The sequence below is a fragment of the Pontibacter qinzhouensis genome (genome assembly GCF_008017455.1).
Classification (GTDB): domain Bacteria; phylum Bacteroidota; class Bacteroidia; order Cytophagales; family Hymenobacteraceae; genus Pontibacter; species Pontibacter qinzhouensis.
This window is the reverse complement of sequence record NZ_VRTY01000038.1, coordinates 1-25,356: the sequence shown is the minus strand read 5'-3', so window position 1 is coordinate 25,356 and position 25,356 is coordinate 1. Positions and strand designations below refer to the sequence as shown.

Below are 25,356 nucleotides of genomic sequence, written 5' to 3'. Positions count from 1 at the left end.
AAAAGCTTGTGCTATGATAAATGCTTACCTTAGCAGGTTAAAAGATAGTTGATCTGTCAGGGTAAAGCTATTATGCGGCTGGCTGCTGAAGGGTAATTTCCTCTGCAACCACCAGACATAATTCTAATTTTTAATTTGGCGAAGCCTACGGCAGTGGCACGTAAACTACTTTCTTGGTTTCGAAAAACTCTTCGCTGAAATAAGCCTTCAGGTCATACACATTTGTTATCAGCCCGGATTCTGCAATCTCTTCTGCCAGGTCGCCACCTTTCAGGTAGTAGAGGCCTTTGGTGGGCAAGTCGTTTTTCTTAAAGCTGTTGGCGATCCAGGGGTAGAAGTTGGCTAGTCGGGTTACGGCGCGGCTCACTACAAAATCGAACTTCTCGCGCACCTGCTCGGCGCGGGTGTGTGCGGCCGTTACGTTCTGCAGGTGCAGTTCACGGGCAATTTCCTGCACCACGTGTATCTTTTTACCGATTGAATCTACCAGGTGGAACCGCACCTCCGGAAACATGATAGCCAGCGGCAAGCCGGGCAAACCGCCTCCCGTACCCACATCGAGCACATGCGTATGGGCCGGAAACTGCACTACTTTGGCAATACCCAGCGAGTGCAGCATATGATGCACCCCCAGTTGCTCCATGTCTTTGCGCGAGATCACGTTAATCTTCTCATTCCACTCCTGGTACAGCTCTCCTAACTGTTCATATTTAGCCAACTGGTCTTCTGTCAGTTCCGGGAAATAACCTGAAAGCAAGGTACGGATGGCGGTAGTGTGGGGCATCTTTCTATAGTTTTGTAGTTAAACTGTCAGTTGCAAAAGTACTAATACTTCCTGATTGATGTTACGCAGCAGCCACGATAAACTCTGGGGCAGCGCCAAATTAATGTAACGATTTTAGCCTTCCGGAGACTTTTAAAGATCTTAGACGCTAGATGTTTGATACTAGACTTCTTGTCTGAATTAGGATTTCTTGTCTGAATTAGGATTTATAAATTTGGCGGTTTCATAGAATTATAGCTATATCAACCATTTAACAACCAGCAACCAGCAATTATTCTAATGAAAATGGCCTTCCGAAGAGTTTCAGAACTAAAAGTGTCAAGGGTTCGAAGCCTCTTATGGGCACAAAAGGCAAAGCCCCTACCACAACGAGTGCGGCAGGGGCTTCTAACCAATAATCAACCTTAATCCAAAATCTTTAAAACAGCAGGAAAGTTCAAATGCTTTTCCCTGAATGTCTACTATCTAAAATCTATTATCTAACATCTAATCTAAATAAGATGTTTTTTGTTTTTAACCATGTCGTAGAGCAGTTCGCGGGCACGGTGCAGCTGGGCTTTTACGGTGCCGAGTGGCGCGTTTAGTTCCGTAGCAATTTCTTCATAGCTCAGCTCGTTAAAGTAGCGCAATGTTACCAGGCGCTGGTATTTTTCTGGCAGCTTGGCTACCACATATTGCATAATCTCGATCTTCTGGTTCTTGATAGCCTCTTCCTGTGGGTTAAGGTTCTTGTCTTTGAAGTCGATTGTGATCTCGTCGCCGTTGTCGATTTTTATGGCCGAGTCGATGCTCATCGTTTTAATCCTGTTCTTGCGAATAAAGTCGATGCAGTTGTTGGTGGCGATCCGGAACAACCAGGTACTGAAGGCATACTCCGGGTTAAACTTGTGCAGATTCCGAAACGCTTTGGCAAAGGCTTCTATCGTCAGGTCTTCGGCATCGTCGGCGTTACGTACCATTTTGAGCACCACGTGGTAAACAGGCTTTTTATAGATACTCATTAACTCGGCATATGCTTTCTCATCGTTTTCTTCTACAGCTGCCTGAATTAGCTTGAAATCGTGTTTAGCTTTTGCAGAGAATTGTTTATTTACTTCCATCTGATCTTTTTATACAGTAATACAGATACCCCAAGGAGCAGGTAGTTGAAAAAATAGACTAGGTCCAAAACAGGTAATAGTGGCAATGAAATTTTTTCTTGCAGCCTGCGTGCAGAAAGCATGTAAACCGGTATAAGAAACGCGTACCGCAGGCCAACAATGGCAGCCAATATAAGTAATTGGTTGCTCAAAGCAAGAACAATAATAGACAGTACGTAAAAAAGGATGTTAGCAGCCAAAAAAGATCCAATTCTTCTTTTGGTGCCGGCTGTGTACTGCCTGCCTGCCGCCATGTGCCTTCTCTTCTGCGTTAGCCACTCCCGAAACGTCTTTTTGGGAATACTTTCTGTGTGGGCCTCTTTATCGATTACAATGCCTACTTTACTGTTTCTGACAGCATCGCGAACAAACAGATCATCGTCACCGCCTAGTGTTCTGATATGCGATGCAAATCCTTTGTTTCTAAAAAAACACGCCTTGGTATAAGACAAATTTCGTCCTACTCCCATGTAAGCGTACCCTTTGTTTGCATGAGACAGATACTGAATTCCGGTCAGTAAGGTTTCATATCGGATAAGATGATTTAAAAATCCTTTACTTTTTAAATACGGAGAATAACCCAGCACCACATCAGCGCCTGTGCCATAGCCACTTTGCATTTTATCGATCCAGTGCAGGCTGCACGGGCGGCAGTCGGCATCGGTAAAAAGAATGTGCTCGTATTTGGCAGCCCTGATGCCAAGCGCCAAGGCATACTTTTTAGCATTGAGGTATTCGGGTGTTTTTTTAATAGTAACGACCCGGAAGTTATGAAATTGCTTTTCAAGTTCGTAGAGGTAAAACTCGGTATCGTCTTCAGACCGATCGTTTACCACCAGCACCTCAAATTCAGGGTAGTCCTGGTCCAGCAGCATCGGCACCAGCGCCATTAGGTTCTCCAGCTCGTTATGCGCTGCCACAATAACAGAAACAGGCACCTTCTGACTGGTTTCAGGGTCGTTGTGCCTTACGAGCGGCATAAAATAGAAGTAGGCAAAGTAAAACTGCACCAGCACGCAGGCTGCCAGTACCGCCAGGAGTATTAGTGGAATCAATACTTGTTATTGGTTAAATGGTTGAATTGTTAAATGGCTGAATGGTTAAATTGCTAAATGGTTAAATTGTTAAATGGTTAATCCTTTTAAAGCACAGATCAACCATGCAACCATTTAACAACTCAACCTTTTCATCCTCAAAAGTAGCTATTCTCCTGCCATTTCCGAAGCGCCACCTTACATAAGTTTACTTGCGCCAGCACTTCTCCCTGCATTTTAAATTTAGGCGCACGCTACTTTTCAGCCTGATTAAAAAAGTGAGGTAACTTGTGTTTTGCGCCTTGTGCCTGCGCTGCTACTTCGTATCTTTGCCGGTTCTGTTTTTTTATTTAACCAGGCAGTGGCTTTTGCTTTTGCCGCTATGTGGCGTTGTTTTTGTGAGTATACGCCTACATTCTTTTTCTTATGCAATTTACTTTAGTAGCAAACGATACACAGTCCAAGGCACGTGCGGGTGTGGTGCAAACCGACCACGGCACCATCGAGACGCCCATATTTATGCCGGTTGGTACAGCAGGAACCGTAAAGGCGGTGCACCAGCGCGAACTCACCGACGATATAAAAGCCAAGATCATACTTGGCAACACCTACCACCTGTACCTGCGCCCCGGCCTCGATGTGCTGGAGCGGGCAGGCGGCCTGCACAAGTTCAATGGCTGGAACGGGCCAATACTTACCGACAGTGGCGGCTACCAGGTTTTCTCGCTGGCAGGCACCCGCAAGATCAAAGAAGAAGGCGTAAAGTTTAAGTCGCACATAGACGGCTCTACCCTTAACTTCACCCCGGAAAACGTAATGGACACGCAGCGTACCATCGGGGCCGACATTATTATGGCTTTTGATGAGTGTACTCCCTACCCCTGCGACTACACCTACGCCAAAAACTCGATGGACCGCACGCACCGTTGGCTGCAGCGCTGTGTAGACCGTTTCGACAGCACCGAACCGAAATACGGTTATAACCAGACGCTTTTCCCAATTGTGCAGGGCAGCACCTACAAAGACCTGCGGGTAAAGTCAGCAGAAACAATCGCTTCTTTTGGCCGCGCAGGCAACGCTATTGGCGGCTTATCGGTAGGCGAACCCGCTGAGATGATGTACGAAATGACGGAACTGGTATGCGACATACTGCCTGCCGACAAGCCGCGTTACCTCATGGGCGTAGGCACTCCGGCCAACATACTCGAAAACATAGCCCTGGGTGTAGATATGTTCGATTGTGTACTACCCACCCGAAACGCCCGCAACGGCATGTTATTTACCACACAAGGAATCGTGAACATTCGCAATAAAAAATGGGCCGACGACTTCAGCCCGATAGATGCGGAACTAGGCGGCTATGTGAGTACGTTTTACAGTAAGGCCTATTTACGCCACCTGGTGCACTCCACCGAGATGCTGGGTGCTCAGATATCGAGCGTGCACAACCTTACTTTTTACCTGTGGCTGGTAAAGCAGGCCCGCGAGCAGATTCTGAAAGGAACTTTCCGCGACTGGAAAGACCTGATGGTAAAGAAACTGATGACACGTTTGTAAAAATGAATTAGAAATTAGAAATGGTGGAAACTGAGACTACAGATCCTAATTCATTAAGTGCTTTATGAATTTAGACATGCCCTAATCTGATTCTACCATTACCGCTTAATTTCTAATTTCTAATTTTGAATTTTTAATTAAAAGAAAGTGAAGCTTCTCGATAAGTATATACTGAAGAAATTTCTGACCACGTTCTTTTTCGTGGTGCTGATACTGGTGGCTATAATCTGTGTGATTGATTTTACAGAGAAAAACGACGACTTTATTAAGCACAAACTGCCTGTATCCGAAATCCTGGAGTATTATGTAAACCTGATCCCGTATTATGCCAACATGCTCAGCCCGATTACGGTGTTTATTGCTACCGTATTCGTTACCGCTAAACTGGCGTCGCATACCGAGATCGTGGCTATTCTGAGCAGTGGGGTTAGTTTCAGACGGTTGCTGGTACCTTATACTATGGGGGCTGCCCTTATTGCCGCCATGACGTTTGCCCTTATTGGTTGGGTTATCCCGAATGCAAATAAAAAAACGGTGGCTTTTCAGGTAAAGTATGTAAAGAGCCCCTTTACATACGATGGTCGTAATATTCATATGAAAATTGCACCAGACACCTACGCCTATATGGAGAACTACAACAACAACTCCAACATAGGCTACAACTTTGCCCTGGAAAGAATTACCGGCACCAATCTAACCGAAAAACTCACCACCAATTATATTTCATGGAACGTGGAAAAGGAGAAATGGCACATGGACAGCTACACCCTCCGCACCTTCGATGGCGAAAAGGAAACCATATTTAAAGGCGGCCAGCTCGATACCACGCTGAACATGCGGCCCAAAGATTTTGAGAGTACCTATAAACTGGAGCAGACCATGACGCTACCGGAGCTGAACGCTTTTATCAACCAGAAAAAGGAACGTGGTGCCGACGACATTGAGCTGTACCTGGTAGAGAAGTACGAACGCTTTACCTACCCCTTTGCTATTATTATTTTAACCGTAATCGGCGTAATTGTAAGTGCCCGTAAGGCCAGAGGCGGAGTGGGTGTGCAGATTGCGCTCGGGTTTGTGCTGGCCTTTATCTTCATCATCTTTGTAATTGCCAGCCGCAGCCTTGCCCAGGTCGGCAACATGGACCCCATGATCGCGGCCTGGATCCCGACTGTTATTTTTACAGGAATCGGGTTTATACTTTATCGCTACATACCTCGCTAATGCCTCGCCTCCGCGATTATTTCGAACTGCATTTCATCATCTTTCTCTGGGGCTTTACGGCCATCCTGGGGAAACTGATCACCATTCCGGCTGTGGAATTGGTGGCTTTGCGCACCATTATCACGGCACTGGCACTGGGCCTTATTATTTACAATCGCGGCACCAGGTTCTGGTTAGGTAACCGGCAGGGGCTCATCGTGTTTAGCGTTGGCTTCCTGATCGCAGCGCACTGGATGCTGTTTTTTGCCTCTGCCCGCATAGCCTCCGTTTCTATCTGTTTGGTAGGCATGGCTACCTGCAGCCTATGGACAGCCTTTCTGGAACCGCTGTTTACCAAGAGTCGCATAAAAGCCCATGAAATATTGCTTGGCCTGCTCATTATTCTGGGGCTTTACGTCATCTTTCAGCATGAAACAGAGTTCAACAACATCGTTGGCATTCTCATGGCCGTTACTTCTGCCCTTCTGGCCTCTATTTTCACGATCATAAATGCAGGGCTGGCAAAAAAAATGCCTTCCACTACCATCACCTGCTACGAAATGGCCGGAGCCTGCCTGGGCACTGTTATTTTCTTCCCGATCTATACCACTTTTTTTGCAGAAGGTGGCACCCTTGATTTTGGATTAACGGCTATGGACTGGCTGTACCTGCTCATACTTTCGCTGGCTTGCACCGTGTATGCCTACACAGCTGGTGTGCGGCTCATGCAGCGCATTACAGCCTACACCATGAACCTGACGGTGAATCTGGAACCGGTGTATGGCATTATTCTAGCCTGGATAATTTTTAACGAGCACAAGCAGGTATCTGACGGCTTTTATTACGGAACAGGCATTATTTTGCTGAGTGTGTTTATTTACCCTGTGCTGGATGCCTATGTCGTACGCCGCAAAAAACTAAAGCAGCCCCTTCCAGACCAGGTAATTATCGGGAAAGATTAAGTTTACAGAGATATCGCCTTTAAACAAGCCATACACAGCCGAGCCGGAACCAGTCATGGCGGCATAGGCAGCACCTGCCTCATACAGGTTTTCTTTCAGGGCTGCCAGCGCCGGATACTTTGGGAATAGCGCTTCTTCAAAATCGTTCTTCAGGTTGTGGCGCCAGGTGCTTACATCCTGCTGCACCAGTTCTTCTAAGCTAAATTCAGGTTCTTTAGGTATGATATTGCCATAGGCTTCGGCGGTGGTAATATGAATACCGGGGTACACCACTACACAGCTGTAGCCTTTTAAATCAAGCGCGATTGGTTTAAACTCGTCGCCTTTCTCTACAGCCAACACCGGCTTGTTACGGATAAAAAAAGCGCAGTCGCTGCCCAATTGCCGCGCATACTCTTCCAGCGCATTCTCGCTCAGGTTAAGTTCGAAAAGCGAGTTCAGCAACTTCAAAGTAAAAGCAGCATCAGCAGAACCTCCTCCTAAACCGGCACCCATAGGTATAACCTTGTGCAGGTGCAGGTGCACAGGCGCCAAGTTAAAATCCTGCTGCAGGAGCTTGTATGCTTTCAGGATAAGGTTGGAGTCGGGGTTGCCGGGCACAGGCAGCCCGCTCATGGTAAATTTTTCTTCGGGGGCAGGCAGCACCTCCAGCGCATCGCACCATTGCACCGGATAAAAACAAGATTCTAAGTTATGGAAACCATCGGGCCGTTTGGAAGTAACGAGCAAACCCAGGTTTAACTTTGCATTCGGGAAATCAAGCATTTTATAGATACTAGATGTTAGATTATAGATGGTAGACTTTTTTTCTGCATCTGAACTAAAGCACAAGCAGGATCGCACACTTCAGGCTTCTAAAAAGCAGCAAAAGAAGATTATAGTTATAAAATCATTAATAAAAAATTTAACCATGTAGTTGTTCAGCAACAGGAAATCAAATTATTCTAATGAAAATGGCCTTCCGAAGGTAAAATTTGCTTTTTAAGGTCAAGGGTAAAACTAATTCCTGATAATGAACACTCTTAAAAATTGGTGCAAGGTAAAAAAATAAGGGCAGCTGCCCAGCCTTTCGCTCCTTCTGCTTTTGAATTATGCTGTTCCGGTTACTGTTGCGAATAAAATAAAGTTGTATTTTCGTGAAAGTGCTCTACTGGTAAAACCGGAGCTTAGGGCTCATTCGTAAATTAACCATGTACCAAAAGTACCTGAAACGCTTCCTGGATGTTGTGCTGGCAAGCCTGGCCCTGCTTATCAGTTTGCCAGTGCTGGTGCTGGTGATACTGTGTCTGGCTGTTTCTCAAAGAGGTCAGGTATTTTTCAGGCAGCAACGGCCTGGCTGGCGGGAGAAGCCTTTTGTCCTGTACAAATTTAAAACCATGGCTGACAAATATGATGCGCAGGGGCAGCCACTGCCAGATGAACTTCGCCTAACAAAAGCAGGAACCTGGGTACGAAAAAACTCCCTGGACGAACTGCCACAGCTCTTTAACGTGCTCCGTGGCGACATGAGCCTGATTGGTCCGCGCCCCTTGCTGATGGAGTACCTGCCGCTTTACAGCCCGGAGCAGGCCCGCAGGCATCACGTAAAGCCTGGCATTACAGGGTGGGCACAAGTGCATGGTCGCAATGCCATTTCCTGGGAAGAGAAATTCAGGCTCGACCTATGGTATGTGGAGCATCAGGGCTTAAAAACCGATTTGCTCATACTCCGGAAAACCCTAAAGCAAGTTCTTAAAAGAGCAGACATTAACGCACCTGGCTACGCAACCGCCCCACGGTTTACCGGGGAGGCACAGATATCATGAAAGACATTGTAATTATAGGTGCAGGTGGCCTGGGTCGCGAACTGCTCGTGTTGCTGCACCAGCTAAACGATGTTTCTGCAGCGTGGAACATCCTGGGTTTTTACGACGACGACACCTCCCTCAGCGGCACCTCTATTAACCACCTCCCTTACCTGGGCACCATAAACGACCTGGAAGCGGTGCAGCAGGAACTGGCCGTAGCCATAGGCATAGGGTCGCCAAAGGTAAAGCAACAGCTCGTAGCGCGTCTGCAGCTGCGCCGGCACCTTTACTTTCCGGTGCTGGTTCATCCTTCTGTTTCCATTAAAGCTTATCAGTTTATTACGCTGGGTGCAGGCGCCATTCTGGCACAAGGTGTGGTGCTGACAACCAACATCAAACTAGGGAAGCACGTATTCATTAATCTGTGTTGCACAATCGGGCACGATGCCACCTTGGGTGACTTTTCTTCGCTGATGCCCGGCGTTAACCTTTCGGGTGCGACTGTGCTGGAAGAAGCTGTTTATGTGGGAACAAATGCTACTATTTTACAGGGTATTAGCGTTGGCGCACATACCACTATCGGAGCTGGAGCCGTTGTAAACAAAGACCTGCCCGCTGGTTGTACAGCAGTAGGAGTACCTGCAAAAATCATAAAGAAGCATGAACTATAGGCCCGGACGTATTTTCTTATCGGTACCACATATGGGGGGGCATGAGCAGAATTATGTTCAGAAAGCAATTGAAGACAACTGGGTAACAACAGCAGGCCCAAACATCCCGGGTTTCGAACATGATGTATGCCAACATACCAATGCTCGCTTTGCTGTAGCGTTAAACTCCGGCACGGCCGCCATTCATCTGGCCCTTCGGGTACTGGGCGTGCAGGCAGGAGATGAAGTTATCTGTTCCACCTTTACGTTTGTGGCTACTGCCAATCCTATTTTATATGTAGGAGCTACGCCAGTATTCGTAGAGAGCGAGCCTACCACCTGGAACATGTGCCCCGACATGCTGAAGCAAACCATTGAGGCCAGGCTGAAGCTTGGGAAAAAACCAGCCTGTATTCTGCTGGTGCACCTCTATGGCATGCCTGCCCAAATGAAAGAACTGCTCGATATTGCGCATCACTACAATATTCCTTTAGTAGAAGATGCTGCAGAATCGCTTGGGTCGCGCTATGGTGGCCACCAGACCGGCACTTTTGGGGATGTGGGCGTTTTCTCGTTTAACGGGAATAAAATTATTACCACATCTGGTGGAGGAGCCCTGGTAACAGCCAATGAGGAACTGGCGAAGCAGGCCAGCTTTCTGGCCACGCAGGCAAAAGAGGAGGCTCCTTACTACGAGCACACCCAGGTGGGCTACAATTACCGCATGAGCAACATTGCAGCTGGTATTGGCCGCGGACAGTTTGAGGTACTGGAAAAGCGTGTAAAGCAACGTCGCGAAATCTTTAATTTTTACCGGGAGCAGCTGGAGAGCGAATTTGTTTCGTTTCTGCCTGAGCCTAAAAACTGCTTTTCGAATCGCTGGCTCACGACCCTGCTGCTTCACCCTGATACCGGCAAAAACCCGGAACAGGTTCGGCTGGCATTAGAAGGCCACAACATAGAAGTACGGAGGCTCTGGAAACCCATGCACCTGCAGCCGCTCTTTAAGGATGCACCCTACTATGGCGATGGCTTAAGCAAAAAGCTTTTTGAGCAGGGCCTCTGCCTCCCCTCCAGCAGCAGCCTGGCAGAGGAAGACCTGGAGAAAGTAGTGAAGGTGTTGAAGTCGGAATTGGCTGTATGATAGGTTTTGTAAATCCTACTCATTGAGCTATTTTCCACCTCCTTCAAAATTACAAATTAGTGGTAAATGGTCGCTAATTCTCAACCACTTCTCTGTGTCACCGATATCTACGTTTAGTAGGCCAGCTTCAAACTCCCTGCTTCCAAAAACATAATCTATGTGATATGGTTTTGAGAGATTTCTATTTAAAAAGAAGGTAGGTTTAGATTCTTCTCCTTGGTTTTGCTTGAAATGCTTATGATACATACTTACTATTCCAAGCCCAAGCAAATCTTTTACCACATCAGAATGATTCCACCACCTATCCCACTGGTCCCAGATAGCGTTGCTGTTAAAATCACCTGCAATTATTACCTTTTCTAGGTTCTGCTTATTTAGTAGAAGGTATTTCCAAATTTGCCCAATGTAGCCAAAATTAGGAGAGTTGTTTTGGTGAGCCCACACCCCCACAAGTTGAAAGTCATTATCTATTAAGCAAGGTAAAAAATACTTCACAGCATGGTCTGAAAAGACATTGCTCCAGGCTAACAATTCCATTTTAATGCCTTCTGCAGCAAATATTCCAAGGCCTTTGTTCTTGTTGCCTCCGATCCAAAGATGGTTTTTAGACCATTCTGTATATTCTAAATGTGGTGTTTGCTCTGGGTTTTCACACTCCTGAATTATAAAAATGTCAGCTTCGAGTTCTAAAAGAAATCGAAATTTATTTCTTAAAGCTCCATTACAATTCCAGGTAACAATTTTCATTTTTATATAGGGGCCATCATCGTAATAAACCAACCTCTCCTGCTCCACTTACTATATCTTCTCCAGCGCCTGCCCCAGATCAGCGATTAGTTCTTCTGCCTCTTCTATACCCACCGATAACCGGATAACGCCTAAGGTAATACCAAGTTTATCGAGCCTCTCGGGAGTAAAGGAGCGATGCGAGGTACGGAGCGGATGCGAAATGGAAGTGCTTACACCTGCCAGAGATGGCGCAAAAGGCATCTGCTGCAGCGCCTGCATAAACGCATTTACAGTTTCTAGCTTATCTTGTATCCGGAAGGAGAGCATGCCGCCAAAAAGACCGTTGCCTTGTTCTTTGGCCAGCAGGTGCTGCTCGTGCTGTTCCAGCCCTGGGTACCACACTTGCTCCACTTTCGGGTGTTGCTGCAGGAATTGGGCTATGGCCAGGGCATTCTGCGAGTGCTGGCGTATGCGCAGTTTCAAAGTTTTCAGGCCACGGGCTGCAAGCCAGCTCTCGAAGGGGCTGAGGTTCACGCCGAAGGTCATCACGACCTGCTTCGCCCGCTGCAGGTCCTGCTCCTGGCAAACTACTACCCCTGCTGTTACATCGCTGTGGCCCGACAGGTATTTGGTTACACTGTGCATTACCATATCAGCACCAAGTGCCAGGGGTTTGGTAATAACCGGTGAGGCAAACGTATTATCGATCACCAGCTTAATATTTGCTTGTTTTGTCTCCTCCGCCAGTCGGTTAATGTCCAACACCTGCAGCAGTGGGTTACTAATGGTCTCGGCCAGCACCATTTTGGTATTGGGCTGCACATGGTTACTTAAAGTATATAGTTGCTCGCCCGGCACAAACGAAATAGCAATGCCAATGCGTGTCAGTTCCTGCGACAGCAGCGTGGCAGAGCCTCCGTAAATCTCTTCGGCACAAAGCACATGGTCGCCCGCCTGGCAATAGGTTAGCACGGCCACCAAAATAGCCGACATGCCCGAAGACGTAACCACTGCCCCAGCCCCACCCTCCAGCTTGCTTACTTCAGCCGCCAATTCATCAGTGTTCGGGTTACCGAACCGGGAGTACATATACTGATTTCCGGGCTGCTCAAAATAGGATTCCAGTTCGTTCAGATCCTCAAATGTAAAAACAGAAGTTTGGTAGATCGGGGTAACTTTAGGATGAAACTGTGCCATATCAGAATTTTATTTCGGTTGAAGTTAAGCAGGTTTTCACTTTTATGTAAAGCACACATTAAATTTAATTTGATCTGCTGCGGCAACCACCTTCAATCATCTGCCTCGATTTCACGATTCACCAGTATTTTTCTTTAAGCCTGAAAACAGAATAGTAGAAATATTGGCGCTTAAACTATACTCGCAGTTGCCACTATAGATTTAAATCAACTGTTTATTTTCTTGAGAAACCGGAGTAGCTGCATCAACAGACGAGACCAAAAATCAGGAACAGCAGTAACTGGCAATGGGCACCTGTACCTGCTAAACTGTTAAAGCTGCTACTCCACTTATACAGCCCATTACTAAATTGCCACATAACTTCTCAGACTATAACCTTTTTTTCTTGTAGCCTAACAACATGGCAAAATGCCAAATTACTGTTTCTTCAAACTGTCCTAATCAGAAGTCAGGAAAGAGGTGCAGCAGTTTAAATATCCGGCTGCTCCAGCAGAAACAAAAAACTGATTTTCACCTGATCATAGGCCAGTAAAATATATTTTATGGCTAAAACTATGCTCTAGCAGCCTCCGTATTTACACTTAAATAATGTGTATTAACTAAATATATTGTTCTATAGCAAACTCAAGAAAGGACTTTATTATTCATTTAAAGAATTAAACATCAGTAGCATACAAGCTAAAGCTGAACGTGTAGCAGAACACACCTTCCGGTTATAGCACACACCTCCTGTTACCGTGCAACATAAAACCGCTGAAATTTTACTTTATTCGTAGCCTATTGCTGTACAAACATTATATGACTATTTTCTCCGAAACTAAAGCCTTACTGGAAGATTCCTCCTTTTTTTATATTATCACCACTAATATGAAGGGGCAGTTTACTTACATTAATCCGCATTACGACAAAATCTTTGGCCCTATTCATGGTCCTATACTAGGGATGCCTAACGACATAACCATGCACCCCGATGATAAAGATGTTTGTATAGAAGTATCTGCCAAGTGCTTTGCGAACCCGGGTCATTTGTTTCCGGCTACAATTCGGAAGCACGATGGACATGGTGGTTTTTTTATGACGCAGTGGGAGTACAGAGCTATGCTAAACGAGCAGGAGGAACCGCTAGGCGTTTTTTGTATCGGTTACGATATTACAGAGTACATAGAACAGAAGGAACAGTTGGAGGGCACCAAAGAACTTCTGACTCAAAAAGAACAGCTACTGAGAGATCTTGGCTGGTACCAGTCGCATGTTATAAGAAAGCCGCTGGCCAATATTATAGGCCTGGTAAGAATTCTGGAGAAAATGGACCTGGACCAGAATTTAAAAAACATTTGTCAGATGCTGACAACCAGCAGCCACGAACTCGACAAAGTAATTAAGGAGAGCATAAATAAACAGCATTAGATTTACGCCTGCTCACTGCCTGCTACTGGAAGAGAAGGTATATAAATCAAAAACGCCTTCTGCTCCAAAAGAACAGAAGGCGTTTTTGATTATGAAACAGATCGTTATGCGCTTACTGATTCGGCAAGTACGATAATCTTGTTATTCAGCACTTCTACCACACCGCCTTCTACGGTAAAGAACTCTTGCCCTTGTTTGGTGGTAATGCGTACACGGCCTTTTTCGAGGGTACTGATGAGGGGCGCGTGCATGTCCAGCACCTCAAAAGAACCTTTGGTTCCGGGGAACTGTGCTGCATCTACCTCTCCGGCAAATACCTTTTTATCTGGTGTGATTATCTCTAAATACATCTTCTTTAGTTAAGAGTTTAGAGTTAAGAGTTAAAAGTTAAAAGTCTGGGTTTGCCTTAACAACTCATAACTCATAACTTTTAACTCTTAACTGATACTAACGTGCTTCGGCCATCATTTTCTGACCTTTGGCAACTGCATCTTCGATAGTACCTACAAGGTTGAAGGCAGCTTCCGGCAGGTTGTCATGTAGTCCGTCCATGATTTCGTTAAAGCCTCTGATGGTGTCTTTGATATCAACCAACACACCTTTAAGGCCAGTAAACTGCTCGGCTACGTGGAACGGCTGCGACAGGAAACGTTGTACACGGCGTGCTCTGTGAACTACGAGACGGTCTTCTTCAGAAAGTTCGTCCATACCAAGGATGGCGATAATATCCTGAAGTTCTTTGTAACGCTGCAGAATTTCTTTAACGCGCTGAGCTGTATTGTAGTGGTCATCGCCTACTACGTCGGCAGTCAGGATTCTGGAAGTAGAGTCAAGAGGGTCTACGGCAGGGTAGATACCAAGCTCGGAGATTTTACGGGAAAGTACCGTAGTAGCATCTAAGTGAGCAAAGGTAGTAGCCGGAGCAGGGTCAGTTAAGTCGTCGGCAGGTACATAAACAGCCTGAACCGATGTAATAGAACCACGCTTGGTAGAGGTAATACGCTCCTGCATGGCACCCATTTCAGTGGCCAGCGTTGGCTGGTAACCTACCGCCGATGGCATACGGCCAAGAAGGGCCGACACCTCAGAACCTGCCTGCGTGAAACGGAAAATGTTATCAACGAAGAAAAGGATATCACGACCGGCATCGCTTGATCCTGGCTCACCATCGCGGTAGTACTCCGCCATTGTAAGACCAGAAAGCGCCACACGGGCACGCGCCCCTGGCGGTTCGTTCATCTGTCCGAACACGAAAGTAGCTTTAGACTCTTTCAGCTCTTCGAGGTCAACTTTAGAAAGATCCCAACCGCCGTGCTCCAATGATTCCATAAAGGCATCGCCGTAACGCACAATACCAGACTCGATCATTTCGCGAAGCAAGTCGTTTCCTTCGCGGGTACGCTCACCTACACCGGCAAATACAGAAAGACCACCGTGTGCCTTGGCAATGTTGTTGATCAGTTCCTGGATAAGTACGGTTTTACCCACACCTGCACCACCGAACAAACCAATTTTACCACCTTTAGAGTAAGGCTCTATCAGGTCGATAACTTTGATACCTGTGTATAATACTTCTGAGGAAGTGGCAAGATCTTCGAAGCGCGGAGCACCTCTGTGAATTGGAAGACCACCTGTGCTTACTGGCTGTTGAATACCGTCAATGGCTTCGCCTATTACATTAAACAGACGTCCTTTTATGCCCTCGCCTGTAGGCATTTTAATAGGGCCACCCAGGTCAATTACTTCAGTGCCACGAGAAAGACCTTCGGTAGAGTCCATTGCGATGGTACGCACACGATCTTCGCCAAGGTGCTGCTGACATTCCAGCACGATTCTCTGACCGTTTTCTTTCGTCACTTCGAGGGCATCCAAAATATTTGGAAGTTTAATGTTGTCACCCACAAAGCTAACGTCCACCACCGGACCGATAACCTGGGTAATTCTGCCAATATTCGCCATTTGACTTTTTATAAATGATTAGCTATTGATAATGGAGTTAATTCTAGGTGCAAAACTAACCCATAAATCTATCAAATCCACGCAAGAACCTAAAAAAATTAACTCTTTGACGCTTAATAACTAAAGCAACTTGCTTTAACTTCCGATACAGGTTGCCAACTTGCCCATTTTGCCTGTTATAACTAAACCGGCCAGCATTTAGCTGTTTATACATTTAACTAAAAGCAGAAACTTGCCTTAGAAACAGAGTGCAGAAACCACGAATTATTTAAATAGAAATGGCCTCCGGAAGGTTTTTTTGAGAAAAAGAGCCAAGGGTAAACTAAGTAATGCTGAACCTTTGCAAGGTAACTACTTTAATGATGATAGGCTGCAACATAACTTATCGCAATTCGACCTGATACTGCCATCTGTTGGAAGGCACATGACACGAGACTTTATCTTCATCCTGGTAGAATGGAAAGTCAAATCTTGATTCCCGGCAAGTTGTACCGACATTTATAACAGGACAAAAGTGTTTACACAGAATTCACACATTTTCAAGGAGATGTACCTCACCGACAAGATCTTGTAATGGCTAGAGATAAGGCATATTTACTGGTCAACCTTTCGGCCACTTACTCACCAGCACAAAAACTTTTAATTTGAACGGACTTAAGCAGGCGCAATACTGCACAGTCCCTCCTGCTGAAACTGGGCCAGCAAGTGCAGCAACTCATCACTCTTAACTTTTAACTTTTACTTAATTACAGGTTCTTCAGGAGCTCTATCTGGTCGTCGTTGAGCAAAATATACCTGTTGTTAAACGGGTTGGCGTAAAACTTCTCAGCAATAACATACTCGCCTGTACTGAGTTTATGTACATTATAGCTAAAAAGGCTATTCGACTTCTCGATAACAAGCTCGGTCTTGCTTAAATCAAGCTGGCGGCCACAGGTAGTAGTGACCAAGTCGGTATTGTTGGTTGTGGTAGAATACATACAGATTATCAGATATAGGAGCTATACTTTACGGGAAAAAGGACAGGAGGTGACAAGTTAGGCGAAGAATTTAGTTAAAGTTCGAATTATTTAAAAATGTCATTAACAGGTTTTATTCTGGTCACTTTCCTGTGCTGAACCTACTGCCCTTTTCTAGGTTCAGCCAATCCAGACACTGGCACTTACCCTTGGATCAAATAAGCTTAAAACCCGTTGGAAGGCTTTTTTGATTAGAATAATTTGCTGATTACTTTATGGTTTAATTGTTTAATGGGCTATGTAGCGATTGAAGCGTGATCTGAATCATACTGCCACATGTTACAGGAAGCAGGACACACGATTTTATCTTAATTCTGTTAAAAAAGTCCTGCATCCTGTGTCTTAATACTTTTGTCCTGCTTCCCGAAGCTATTTAAATTCGAATTCCGGAAAGTTAAAATGCCTTATAATTGTGTCCTGCGTATTTCAGTTTCACTTTCAGACGCCAGTGTTTCTTGTATGCAGGTCGCCCTAACCATTTTATTTGTGGAGTCAAGCACCCAGATTTAGCTACTGCCCCCCTGGTCGTTATAATTATTGAAAAAAATTTCTTACCCCGAAGCAGCAGCTACAAGAAATAGCTCCCGGAGAAACAACATGAAAACAACCACATGATTTTCACTAATTTAGAACTGAGTTATATGGTATAGAATGGCCTATAAAAGCCGTGTACCAAGGTTAACTTACTGCCCAAAAAGCACTACAACACGGCGCTAAAGCAGATTTCAGACTAAAAATTCAAAAATATTTTTGAGCAAATGTTTGCAGTTTAAAATCGTCTGCCTATCTTTGCATCACCAAACAACGACGGGGCTTCCACTCTAAGTTGGGCGGTAACTTGTCCGATGGTGTAACTGGCAACACGTCTGATTTTGGTTCAGAAGAGTCCAGGTTCGAAACCTGGTCGGACAACATAAAAAGCCCTTAGATCTGATCTGAGGGCTTTTTTGTTTTTAGCCTGTTTCTACTGCTCTCCCCATGTTGCAGCAAGGATAGCCGCCAGAAAAGAAAAAACCGGAGCACCTAGCCCCGGTTCTTAAGCAACATTACTACATGCTCTCCTTTACTTTATAGGCTTCGCCTCTGCCTGCTCCAGGCGTTGCCAGGTTATCTGTTACAACCAGGCTTTTCCATTTCTCGGCAAGCATGAGTTCGTTATTGAAATTCAGGTTTACCTCCCTGTTATAAAACTCCAGTGTTTTCTCTGCAGGCCTGCTGTTCGGGTTAGTAAAAACCAGGTCTACGCGTTCTATAATTTTTTCACCGTTGGCCTCCCTGTGCGTGCATCTAACAGTGCAGGCGCTGATAGCTGCCAGGTCGATCAGCACTTGCTGCTGCTCCTGCCCTTCTTTCCGGAGGGTGTAGAACAACATGTTTTGAGTACTGTCGATGCCAATGGTGTAGTAGGGATCCCAGAAATCGTGCTGCGAGATAGTGAGTTTCTGCTGCCCGGCCAGCGCTTCGAAGTCCTGCAGGAGCTTCTGTTTTTTAGCCTTCTGGGTATGTTGTACATATAGTATGGGCACAATAAAGAGTGCCACGGCTGCTAATCCGATTATAATTGATGTTACATCCATGCTTATTTTTTGTTGTGCAGCGGGCACAATGCCAAAGGTGGCACCTGGTGAGGCCTCAGCTGCAAGTGTTGTATTATAATTAAAACTCTAATTTAGAACCTGCCTATGCGCTTATAGCCACCCTTCTCTATCAGGATACAAAATCGCCTCGAATAGCTAGGTGAGCAGCTATTATACAGAAGCAGAACGGCTTTTTTAAGGGCACAGCCTTAACGGGTGCAGGCACAGCAGCACATAAAAAGGTGCCTCAACAACAAAGCATGGGTTTACCAGAAATAATGGAAGGGGAAAATAATGTCACAACTGGCCAGGCTGAGGCAGATGCCCGAGGCACGTGCAAGGTATTGCCGGGTCAGGTGGCACAGGTAATGCTCTAAGGCAGGCGAAGCACCCAACAGGCCACTCCACTGGGCTTTAGCACCAGGAGCAGCCGGAGTGTTCGGAGCACTTACAAAACTTTCGGCGGGTCTGGGCGAAAACTGCACTTTTTGCAGTTCATTTCCTGCAACACTGGCCGAAATAACCTGCTCGCCCGTGTTACCAGCAATTGCCTGAGCCGTATCTGCGCCTGCACCCTCCATTTCTTCTGCCCAAGGCAGCAGAAAGGCGAAAAACAGTAGTAAAACAGATTTGGCAAAATTACCCATCTTCAAAATTATGAGTTTAATCCTTAACTTAATAGCATCCGGAAAAATATTTCAGACTACTACCAACATAGCCCGAGCAAGGTCATACGTCAGTTTGCAGATTGCAGGTTAATTTTCAGGAATACCGAAAACAGGTTTACAAACTGCTTCTTTGCAAAAGATATTAAGTTTTTTGTCCAGGAGCCTTCTGATTCTTAAACTTCTACTAAAAATTAATGACCCGACACAATTTCTTGAGCATAAGTCCATTCTGACAGCACAAACTTTATTTATCTTGTGCTTTTGAAAAACAGGTGCCACTTATTTTGTAGATTTGCAGGCATAATCATCTAAAACTAACTTACACCTCAGCGTTTAGTAGTAGTATGCCACAAGTAAAAATATTCTCAGCAACCGCCACCACTTACCTGGCTGAAAAAATAGCCACAGCATATGGCCTACCCCTCGGAGACCTTTCTGTATCACGTTTCAGCGACGGAGAAATAGGAGTACACTTTAATGAGTCTGTGCGTGGCGCAGAGGTTTTTATTGTACAATCTACTATCCCGCCTGCCGATAACCTGATGGAGCTGATGCTGATGATTGATGCGGCCAAGAGAGCATCGGCGCATAAAGTTATTGTGGTAATGCCTTACTTCGGCTATGCCCGGCAAGACCGCAAAGACCGGCCACGTGTATCTATAGGAGCAAAAGTAGTGGCCAACGCCATCCAATCGGTGGGTGCCGACCGACTGATGACTTGCGACCTGCATGCCGGCCAGATTCAGGGCTTCTTCGACATTCCGGTAGACCACCTGGATGGTTCCGCTATTTTTGTGCCGTACCTGCGCAGCCTCAACCTGGGCAACGATCTTATTTTTGCTTCGCCTGATGTGGGCGGTGTGGTACGTACCCGTTCGTTTGCCAAAAACTTCGGAGCCGAAATGGTAGTGTGCGACAAGCACCGGAAACGCGCCAACGAAATTGCCTCGATGCAGGTAATCGGTGATGTGGAAGGCATGGACGTAGTACTCGTAGACGACATGGTAGACACAGCAGGCACAATGACGAAAGCAGCTGAGTTACTGAAAGATAAAGGTGCCAAAACTGTAAGAGCAGTAGCTACGCACCCGCTCCTCTCCGGCCCGGCTTATGAGCGCATCGAAAACTCGGTGCTCGAAGAACTGGTGGTTTCAGACACGATCAGGCTAAAGCAGCCTTGCTCCAAAATTAAAGTGCTTTCGTTTGCTGAGCTTTTCGCCAGAGCCATTAACAATGTGGTAACGCACGAGTCCATCAGCTCGCTGTTTATTTAATTGTTGCTTACGGATTGTTATATTGGTAGATGGCTTAACTGTTGAACCCGAATGATTAAGGAAACAACAATTAAACAGTTTAGCCATTCAACAATTTATCAAAAAATGTAACAATTTAACAATTAAAACCCTACCTTTGCACCCACAAAACATTTATCTAAAAAAATATTATGCAAAAGTTAGAGATTATAGGGTTTAAAAGAGCAAATCTCGGCAAGCAGACTACGAAAGAGCTGCGAAACGAGTCTTTTGTACCAGGTGTATTATATGGCGGTGGCGAGCAAGTTCACTTCTATGCGCCAGCTATCCTGTTCAGAGACTTGGTTTACGCTCCGGAAGTATATGAAGTAGACCTTAACGTTGAAGGCACGCACTACAGAGCCATCCTTCAGGATTTACAGTTCCACCCGGTAAACGAAATGCTCCTGCACGTCGATTTCCTGGAACTGCAAGACGACAAGCCAGTTAAAATGGACGTTCCGGTAAGGTTCATAGGAAACTCTCCGGGTGTGCTGCTTGGTGGTAAACTAGTTACAAAATTACGTAAGCTAAGAATCAAAGCGCTTCCGGCTAACCTGCCAGATGCAATTGATGTAGATATCTCCGATCTGGAGCTTGGTAAGTCTATTAAAGTAAACAAAGTTGTTCCTAACAACTTCGAAATACTTTCTAACCCTAGTGCCCCAATCGCAACAGTTACCATTCCGCGTGCTCTTAAGAGTGCACAGATGGAAGAAGCTCGTGGCAAAAAATAAGCTTCCTCTTTCCAACGGAAAAAAATCCTGTCCTGCCACGTTGCAGGGCAGGATTTTTTTTTGACCGCATTTTTCACTCGTTAGCACCCTTGGAGCAAATCACACAAAAAAGCTTCTGAAGGCCATTTTCGTTTGAATAATTGCTGGTTGTTAGTTGTTGATCGTTAACGGACTGCCTTATAATTTTGATGAGAGAGTGAGAGCATCGAATTTATGGATTTGACGTCCTGAAGGAATCTCCCGAAGAGTATAAACAGAGAATAAAGTATTTTCAATTCTCAATAACATCTAGCATTTAACAGTTAATTTTCGCCGCGATCATGTTTAAAGTAATTAAAGAAATGCTTGGGCTGGGAGCGGCAACAGCTCCTGAAAAAGAAGACACAACCATGAAATACCTGATTGTAGGGCTGGGCAACATTGGCCCCGAATATGCCGACACGCGCCACAACATTGGCTTTATGGTGCTCGACTACCTCGCTAAAAAATACGAGGCCAGCTTTGATGTGAGCAGGCATTCTTTTGTGGCTGAGATCAAGACTAAGGGCCGAACCTTTGTGCTGGTTAAACCTACCACCTACATGAACCTGAGCGGGAAAGCAGTGAGCCACTACCTCACCAGCCTGAAACTGCCGGCAGAGCAGATGCTTGTTATCACCGACGACATTGCCATTCCGTTTGGCAAGATCCGGATGCGCCTCAAAGGCAGTGCTGGTGGCCACAACGGTCTGAAGCACATTGAGCAAACATTAGGACATAACAATTACCCGCGTCTGCGTTTTGGCGTTGGCGATGGTTTCTCTAAAGGAAGGCAGGTAGATTATGTCCTCAGCACCTTCAGCACCGACGAGCAGGCGGAACTGCAAACGCTTATCGAGAAAGCAGCAGAAGCTGTTATATCGTTCGGCACGATTGGTATGGAGCGCACCATGAATGTTTATAATACGAAATAGCCACTTACAAAGGAGTTTTTAAAAACCTCACTTGTCTGGTTGGCAAGTGAGGTTTTTTTATGCCTTACCTACTTAAGAAGAGCGAACAAGCACTTTTTTTGTGTTTGATCTATTTTTTAACAGAAAAATGTCCTGAATCCTGATACCTATGTTCTACAAAAACTATGAAAAAAGTTATTCTCCTGTACCGCAACGCTTTTGGCGGACTTTCCAGACCAGCCTGGATGATGTCGCTGGTGATGTTTATTAACCGGAGTGGCGCCATGGTTACGCCTTTTCTGGGTGTCTACCTGATCGGTGAGCTTAATTACAGCCTGCAGGAGGCGGGTGTCATTCTCAGCATCTACGGCCTTGGCTCTGTTTGCGGCTCCTTCCTGGGTGGCTGGCTCACCGACCGCATTGGCCATTTTAAAGTGCAGTTCGTGAGCCTGACGTTGGGAGGTAGCCTCTACTTTTTGCTCCTGAACCTGCGTCAGTTCGAATACCTGGCGGCAGGCGTTTTTATCCTGAGCCTGGTAAACGACTGCTTGCGCCCTGCCAACTCAGCCTCTATTGCCCATTATGCCAAACCAGAGAACATGACCCGGGCTTTCTCTCTTAACCGCATGGCTATTAACCTTGGCTTTTCTATAGGTCCGGCGCTGGGAGGTTTGCTAGCGGCTTTGTCGTACAGGTGGTTATTTATAGCCGATGGCGTTACCTGCATGGGAGCCGGTTTATTCTTTTACCTGTACTTTCGGCAGAAGCCGGGCAACCAAACAAAACAGCCCCAGCAGGAACAGCAACCGCTGAAAGAGGCAACAGGCGCAGCCAGGTCTCCTTACACCGATTGGCTGTTTCTGCAGTTCGTTTTGCTCTGCAGCACTTTTGCCATCATCTTTTTTCAGTTGCTCGCCACACTACCGCTATACTACAAGCAGGTGTATGCACTCTCTGAAGGAAAAATCGGTTTGCTGATGGGCATGAATGGCTTGATCGTATTTTTGCTGGAGATGATTCTGGTATACCTGCTGGGCGAGAAGTTCCCAAGAAAAATGGTTGTGGCATCTGGTGTTTTACTGCTGGGCCTGTCGTTTATCAGCTTAAACCTGATGGCACACACCAGCATCCTGTTTATAGCTATGTTGCTCCTGAGTATTGCCGAAATTCTGGCTATGCCTTACATGACGACCATTACCGTGGAGCGCTCCAACGCCAGCAACCGCGGAGCCTATATGGGTTTGTACACCATATCTTATGCGGCGGCACATGTGGTAGCGCCACTTTTGGGCACCAGTATTATCAGCGCCTTCGGGTTCTCTACCTTGTGGTGGGCCATGGGTGGTATGGCTGTACTGTCGGCAACTGGCTTGTACCTGGTAGTGCAGGCCATGGAGAAACAAAGATATGATAAGCAGAAGTTTACTGGAATTAGCACCCAGGAGTTTCTGGTAAGTTAATTCGACAGCCACATGTGTTGCCTTCTTATAGGCAGCTAAGGCCATAAAAAAAGCTGCACTATTTCTGATGCAGCTTTTTTGTTTTATCTGAAATTACCTAACTCACTTTCCCTCCGTTCTTCACCGCCTTACCAGGCTGCACAAAGGCCAGAGAACCGTCTGCATCTTCTGCCATCAGGATCATGCCCTGGCTGGTGATGCCTTTGATGTCGCGTGGGGCGAGGTTCACCAGAATGCTTACCTGCTGCCCTATTATCTCTTCAGGGTTGAAGAACTCTGCAATTCCGCTCACCACGGTACGCTGGTCCAGGCCCGTGTCGATTTTCAGTTTCAGCAGCTTTTTGGTTTTTGCTACTTTCTCGGCCTCTATAATGGTTCCGATCCGGATATCCATCTTGCTGAAGTCGTCGAAAGTAATATTGTCTTTGGCTGGCTCTACCACGGCATTTTCGGCTTGGTTCGCCTTTTTAGTATCGAGAAGTTTCTGCACCTGGGCTTCTACGGCTGCGTCTTCTATTTTCTCGAACAGCAGTTCCGGTTTGCCTATTACATGCCCAACTGCCAGCAGATCAGCGGCACCGGCCTCGGCCCACTTACCAACAGGCTTCTGCAGCATATCCGACAGCTTTTGTGCGGAAGTTGGCAGGAACGGCTCCATCAGAATGTTCAGGCTGGCAGAAATCTGAAGGGCGATGTTCATGATGGTTTTTACACGTTCGGCATCTGTTTTTATCAGTTTCCAGGGTTCTGTGTCGGCGAGGTATTTGTTGCCGAGGCGCGCCAGGTTCATCAGTTCGCTCAGGGCCTCGCGGAAACGGTAACGCTCCACCAGGTCAGCAATCGTAGCCGGGAAAGCCTGCAGTTGTGCCAGCACCTCGTTGTCGAGATCGGTTAGTTCGCCGCGTGCAGGTACTGCGCCTTCGTAGTATTTCTGCGTGAGCACTACCGCCCGGTTTATAAAGTTGCCAAGTATAGCCAGCAGTTCGTTGTTGTTGCGCGCCTGAAAATCTTTCCAGGTAAAGTCATTGTCTTTGGTTTCGGGGGCGTTGGCGCACAGCACGTAACGCAGCACATCGCTCTTGCCCTCAAAATCGTGCAGGTACTCGTGCAGCCATACTGCCCAGTTGCGCGAAGTAGATATTTTGTCGCCTTCCAGGTTCAGGAACTCATTAGCTGGTACGTTGGCCGGTAACACATAGTCGCCATGGGCTTTCAGCATAGCCGGGAAAATGATGCAGTGGAATACGATGTTATCTTTCCCGATAAAGTGCACCAGCTTAGTCTCCTGGTCTTTCCAGTAGAGTTCCCAGTCAGGCGTCAGGTCTTTGGTAGCCGAAATGTACCCGATTGGCGCATCGAACCAAACATACAGCACCTTGCCTTCTGCACCAGGTGCTGGCACAGGCACGCCCCAGTCGAGGTCGCGGGTAACGGCGCGAGGTTGCAGGCCCTGGTCTATCCAGCTCTTGCACTGGCCATATACGTTCGGTTTCCAGTCTTGCTTGTGGCCTTCCACAATCCACTCGCGCAGCCAGGGCTCATACTCGTTCAGCGGCAGGTACCAGTGCTTTGTTTCGCGCAGCACCGGCTTCAGGCCACTTAGTGTACTTTTGGGGTTAATCAGGTCGGTTGCGTTGAGGGAGGTGCCGCAGCTTTCGCATTGGTCGCCGTAGGCATTTTCGTTGCCGCACTTGGGGCAGGTGCCCACAATATAACGGTCGGCCAGGAACTGCTGCGCCTTCTCGTCGAAGTACTGCTGCGTGGTCTGCTCTATAAACTTGCCGTCTTCATACAGTTTTTTGAAGAAACCGGAAGCTGTTTCGGCATGGGTTTTAGAGGAGGTGCGACTGTAGATATCGAATGAGATGTTGAAGTTCTGGAACGAGTCGCGAATAATTTCGTGGTATTTGTCTACGGCCTGTTGTGGTGTAATGCCTTCTTTTTTAGCCCTGATCGTAATGGGAACGCCGTGCTCATCGGAGCCGCACACAAATTTCACATCGCGCTGCTGCGAGCGCAGGTAGCGCGCATAAATATCGGCAGGAATGTACACCCCCGCCAGGTGCCCAATATGAACCGGCCCGTTGGCATAAGGCAGAGCCGCCGTAATGGTATATCGTTT

General features: G+C 46.5%; 23 protein-coding genes and 1 tRNA gene. 12 read left to right on the top strand and 12 right to left on the bottom strand.

Going from position 1 to position 25,356, the window contains the following annotated elements; translation table 11 throughout:
- Nucleotides 1-145: 145 nt before the first annotated feature.
- The 3 genes from rsmG to FVR03_RS11420 form a co-directional block, all read right to left on the bottom strand.
- Nucleotides 146-784, bottom strand: a complete 639-nt coding sequence (gene rsmG, locus FVR03_RS11430) for a 16S rRNA (guanine(527)-N(7))-methyltransferase RsmG (RefSeq protein ID WP_147921886.1) — start codon at nucleotides 782-784, stop codon at nucleotides 146-148.
- A gap of 491 nt (nucleotides 785-1,275) precedes the next feature.
- Nucleotides 1,276-1,884 (bottom strand): RNA polymerase sigma factor, encoded by a 609-nt coding sequence (locus FVR03_RS11425; protein ID WP_007659731.1) that lies wholly within the window; start codon nucleotides 1,882-1,884, stop codon nucleotides 1,276-1,278.
- Entirely contained in the window at nucleotides 1,875-2,978 is a 1,104-nt protein-coding gene (locus tag FVR03_RS11420; RefSeq protein WP_147921885.1) for a glycosyltransferase, read from the bottom strand. The genes FVR03_RS11425 and FVR03_RS11420 overlap by 10 nt, the downstream gene beginning before the upstream one ends.
- Before the next feature lie 405 nt (nucleotides 2,979-3,383).
- Between FVR03_RS11420 and tgt the strand changes: the two genes are divergently transcribed.
- The 3 genes from tgt (at nucleotide 3,384) to FVR03_RS11405 (ending at nucleotide 6,676) form a co-directional block, all read left to right on the top strand.
- Nucleotides 3,384-4,514, top strand: a complete 1,131-nt coding sequence (gene tgt / locus FVR03_RS11415; RefSeq protein ID WP_147921884.1) for a tRNA guanosine(34) transglycosylase Tgt — start codon at nucleotides 3,384-3,386, stop codon at nucleotides 4,512-4,514.
- Nucleotides 4,515-4,661: 147 nt separating this feature from the next.
- The gene (locus FVR03_RS11410) at nucleotides 4,662-5,735 is read left to right on the top strand and encodes an LptF/LptG family permease (protein ID WP_147921883.1); all 1,074 of its coding nucleotides are present in this window, start codon (nucleotides 4,662-4,664) and stop codon (nucleotides 5,733-5,735) included.
- On the top strand, nucleotides 5,735-6,676 hold the full coding sequence (locus FVR03_RS11405) for a DMT family transporter (protein ID WP_147921882.1): 942 nt from the start codon (nucleotides 5,735-5,737) through the stop codon (nucleotides 6,674-6,676). Before FVR03_RS11410 ends, FVR03_RS11405 begins: the two co-directional genes overlap by 1 nt.
- Here FVR03_RS11405 and ispE read toward each other — a convergent pair.
- Entirely contained in the window at nucleotides 6,632-7,441 is an 810-nt protein-coding gene (ispE, locus tag FVR03_RS11400; protein ID WP_147921881.1) for a 4-(cytidine 5'-diphospho)-2-C-methyl-D-erythritol kinase, read from the bottom strand. The genes FVR03_RS11405 and ispE overlap by 45 nt on opposite strands.
- A gap of 425 nt (nucleotides 7,442-7,866) precedes the next feature.
- Here ispE and FVR03_RS11395 point away from each other — a divergent pair, with 425 nt between their 5' ends.
- Genes FVR03_RS11395 through FVR03_RS11385 form a run of 3 tightly spaced genes read left to right on the top strand, consistent with a single transcriptional unit; the run spans nucleotide 7,867 to nucleotide 10,257 of the window.
- Nucleotides 7,867-8,481: a sugar transferase gene (locus tag FVR03_RS11395; protein WP_147921880.1), complete on the top strand. Its 615-nt coding sequence runs from the start codon at nucleotides 7,867-7,869 to the stop codon at nucleotides 8,479-8,481.
- Nucleotides 8,478-9,134: an acetyltransferase gene (locus FVR03_RS11390; protein ID WP_147921879.1), complete on the top strand. Its 657-nt coding sequence runs from the start codon at nucleotides 8,478-8,480 to the stop codon at nucleotides 9,132-9,134. The genes FVR03_RS11395 and FVR03_RS11390 overlap by 4 nt, the downstream gene beginning before the upstream one ends.
- On the top strand, nucleotides 9,124-10,257 hold the full coding sequence (locus FVR03_RS11385; protein WP_147921878.1) for a DegT/DnrJ/EryC1/StrS family aminotransferase: 1,134 nt from the start codon (nucleotides 9,124-9,126) through the stop codon (nucleotides 10,255-10,257). The genes FVR03_RS11390 and FVR03_RS11385 overlap by 11 nt, the downstream gene beginning before the upstream one ends.
- Before the next feature lie 27 nt (nucleotides 10,258-10,284).
- On the opposite strand, the gene FVR03_RS11380 is transcribed toward FVR03_RS11385, so the two are convergent.
- Nucleotides 10,285-11,004 (bottom strand): endonuclease/exonuclease/phosphatase family protein, encoded by a 720-nt coding sequence (locus FVR03_RS11380; RefSeq protein WP_147921877.1) that lies wholly within the window; start codon nucleotides 11,002-11,004, stop codon nucleotides 10,285-10,287.
- Between the two features lie 51 nt (nucleotides 11,005-11,055).
- Nucleotides 11,056-12,183: a trans-sulfuration enzyme family protein gene (locus FVR03_RS11375; RefSeq protein ID WP_147921876.1), complete on the bottom strand. Its 1,128-nt coding sequence runs from the start codon at nucleotides 12,181-12,183 to the stop codon at nucleotides 11,056-11,058.
- Nucleotides 12,184-12,981: 798 nt separating this feature from the next.
- On the opposite strand from FVR03_RS11375, the gene FVR03_RS11370 reads away from it, so the two are divergent.
- Nucleotides 12,982-13,590, top strand: coding sequence for a PAS domain S-box protein (locus FVR03_RS11370; protein ID WP_147921875.1), 609 nt, complete (start codon nucleotides 12,982-12,984; stop codon nucleotides 13,588-13,590).
- Nucleotides 13,591-13,694: 104 nt separating this feature from the next.
- Here FVR03_RS11370 and atpC read toward each other — a convergent pair whose 3' ends face one another.
- From atpC to FVR03_RS11355, 3 genes are all read right to left on the bottom strand, one after another.
- Nucleotides 13,695-13,940 (bottom strand): ATP synthase F1 subunit epsilon, encoded by a 246-nt coding sequence (gene atpC / locus FVR03_RS11365; protein ID WP_147921874.1) that lies wholly within the window; start codon nucleotides 13,938-13,940, stop codon nucleotides 13,695-13,697.
- A gap of 97 nt (nucleotides 13,941-14,037) precedes the next feature.
- Nucleotides 14,038-15,549 carry a F0F1 ATP synthase subunit beta gene (atpD, locus tag FVR03_RS11360; protein ID WP_147921873.1) on the bottom strand — a complete coding sequence of 504 codons (1,512 nt, stop codon included), beginning with the start codon at nucleotides 15,547-15,549 and terminating at the stop codon, nucleotides 14,038-14,040.
- 746 nt (nucleotides 15,550-16,295) lie between these two features.
- Nucleotides 16,296-16,529, bottom strand: coding sequence for a hypothetical protein (locus FVR03_RS11355; RefSeq protein ID WP_147921872.1), 234 nt, complete (start codon nucleotides 16,527-16,529; stop codon nucleotides 16,296-16,298).
- Nucleotides 16,530-17,407: 878 nt separating this feature from the next.
- On the opposite strand from FVR03_RS11355, the gene FVR03_RS11350 reads away from it, so the two are divergent.
- A tRNA-Gln gene (locus tag FVR03_RS11350) sits at nucleotides 17,408-17,480 on the top strand.
- Between the two features lie 137 nt (nucleotides 17,481-17,617).
- Here FVR03_RS11350 and FVR03_RS11345 read toward each other — a convergent pair.
- Both FVR03_RS11345 and FVR03_RS11340 read right to left on the bottom strand, forming a co-directional pair.
- Nucleotides 17,618-18,145: a hypothetical protein gene (locus tag FVR03_RS11345; protein WP_147921871.1), complete on the bottom strand. Its 528-nt coding sequence runs from the start codon at nucleotides 18,143-18,145 to the stop codon at nucleotides 17,618-17,620.
- Nucleotides 18,146-18,411: 266 nt separating this feature from the next.
- Nucleotides 18,412-18,792, bottom strand: a complete 381-nt coding sequence (locus tag FVR03_RS11340; RefSeq protein ID WP_147921870.1) for a hypothetical protein — start codon at nucleotides 18,790-18,792, stop codon at nucleotides 18,412-18,414.
- A 365-nt stretch (nucleotides 18,793-19,157) separates the two neighbouring features.
- On the opposite strand from FVR03_RS11340, the gene FVR03_RS11335 reads away from it, so the two are divergent.
- From FVR03_RS11335 to FVR03_RS11320, 4 genes are all read left to right on the top strand, one after another.
- Nucleotides 19,158-20,087, top strand: a complete 930-nt coding sequence (locus FVR03_RS11335) for a ribose-phosphate pyrophosphokinase (RefSeq protein ID WP_147921869.1) — start codon at nucleotides 19,158-19,160, stop codon at nucleotides 20,085-20,087.
- A gap of 170 nt (nucleotides 20,088-20,257) precedes the next feature.
- On the top strand, nucleotides 20,258-20,842 hold the full coding sequence (locus tag FVR03_RS11330) for a 50S ribosomal protein L25/general stress protein Ctc (protein ID WP_147921868.1): 585 nt from the start codon (nucleotides 20,258-20,260) through the stop codon (nucleotides 20,840-20,842).
- 389 nt (nucleotides 20,843-21,231) lie between these two features.
- On the top strand, nucleotides 21,232-21,795 hold the full coding sequence (pth, locus tag FVR03_RS11325; RefSeq protein ID WP_147921912.1) for an aminoacyl-tRNA hydrolase: 564 nt from the start codon (nucleotides 21,232-21,234) through the stop codon (nucleotides 21,793-21,795).
- A gap of 164 nt (nucleotides 21,796-21,959) precedes the next feature.
- Nucleotides 21,960-23,234: an MFS transporter gene (locus FVR03_RS11320; protein ID WP_147921867.1), complete on the top strand. Its 1,275-nt coding sequence runs from the start codon at nucleotides 21,960-21,962 to the stop codon at nucleotides 23,232-23,234.
- A gap of 97 nt (nucleotides 23,235-23,331) precedes the next feature.
- Here FVR03_RS11320 and metG read toward each other — a convergent pair.
- The coding region (gene metG / locus FVR03_RS11315; protein ID WP_147921866.1) for a methionine--tRNA ligase at nucleotides 23,332-25,356 on the bottom strand (2,025 nt) is incomplete at its 5' end.

Coding starts and splice junctions, on each gene's coding strand:
- FVR03_RS11355 (WP_147921872.1), bottom strand. CDS start 16,529: ATGTATTCTACCACAACCAACAATACCGACTTGGTCACTACTACCTGT.
- atpD (WP_147921873.1), bottom strand. CDS start 15,549: ATGGCGAATATTGGCAGAATTACCCAGGTTATCGGTCCGGTGGTGGAC.
- FVR03_RS11340 (WP_147921870.1), bottom strand. CDS start 18,792: ATGGGTAATTTTGCCAAATCTGTTTTACTACTGTTTTTCGCCTTTCTG.
- FVR03_RS11395 (WP_147921880.1), top strand. CDS start 7,867: ATGTACCAAAAGTACCTGAAACGCTTCCTGGATGTTGTGCTGGCAAGC.
- FVR03_RS11385 (WP_147921878.1), top strand. CDS start 9,124: ATGAACTATAGGCCCGGACGTATTTTCTTATCGGTACCACATATGGGG.
- FVR03_RS11390 (WP_147921879.1), top strand. CDS start 8,478: ATGAAAGACATTGTAATTATAGGTGCAGGTGGCCTGGGTCGCGAACTG.
- tgt (WP_147921884.1), top strand. CDS start 3,384: ATGCAATTTACTTTAGTAGCAAACGATACACAGTCCAAGGCACGTGCG.
- FVR03_RS11320 (WP_147921867.1), top strand. CDS start 21,960: ATGAAAAAAGTTATTCTCCTGTACCGCAACGCTTTTGGCGGACTTTCC.
- FVR03_RS11425 (WP_007659731.1), bottom strand. CDS start 1,884: ATGGAAGTAAATAAACAATTCTCTGCAAAAGCTAAACACGATTTCAAG.
- FVR03_RS11335 (WP_147921869.1), top strand. CDS start 19,158: ATGCCACAAGTAAAAATATTCTCAGCAACCGCCACCACTTACCTGGCT.
- rsmG (WP_147921886.1), bottom strand. CDS start 784: ATGCCCCACACTACCGCCATCCGTACCTTGCTTTCAGGTTATTTCCCG.
- atpC (WP_147921874.1), bottom strand. CDS start 13,940: ATGTATTTAGAGATAATCACACCAGATAAAAAGGTATTTGCCGGAGAG.
- FVR03_RS11345 (WP_147921871.1), bottom strand. CDS start 18,145: ATGGATGTAACATCAATTATAATCGGATTAGCAGCCGTGGCACTCTTT.
- FVR03_RS11370 (WP_147921875.1), top strand. CDS start 12,982: ATGACTATTTTCTCCGAAACTAAAGCCTTACTGGAAGATTCCTCCTTT.
- FVR03_RS11375 (WP_147921876.1), bottom strand. CDS start 12,183: ATGGCACAGTTTCATCCTAAAGTTACCCCGATCTACCAAACTTCTGTT.
- FVR03_RS11380 (WP_147921877.1), bottom strand. CDS start 11,004: ATGAAAATTGTTACCTGGAATTGTAATGGAGCTTTAAGAAATAAATTT.
- ispE (WP_147921881.1), bottom strand. CDS start 7,441: ATGCTTGATTTCCCGAATGCAAAGTTAAACCTGGGTTTGCTCGTTACT.
- pth (WP_147921912.1), top strand. CDS start 21,232: ATGAAATACCTGATTGTAGGGCTGGGCAACATTGGCCCCGAATATGCC.
- FVR03_RS11405 (WP_147921882.1), top strand. CDS start 5,735: ATGCCTCGCCTCCGCGATTATTTCGAACTGCATTTCATCATCTTTCTC.
- FVR03_RS11330 (WP_147921868.1), top strand. CDS start 20,258: ATGCAAAAGTTAGAGATTATAGGGTTTAAAAGAGCAAATCTCGGCAAG.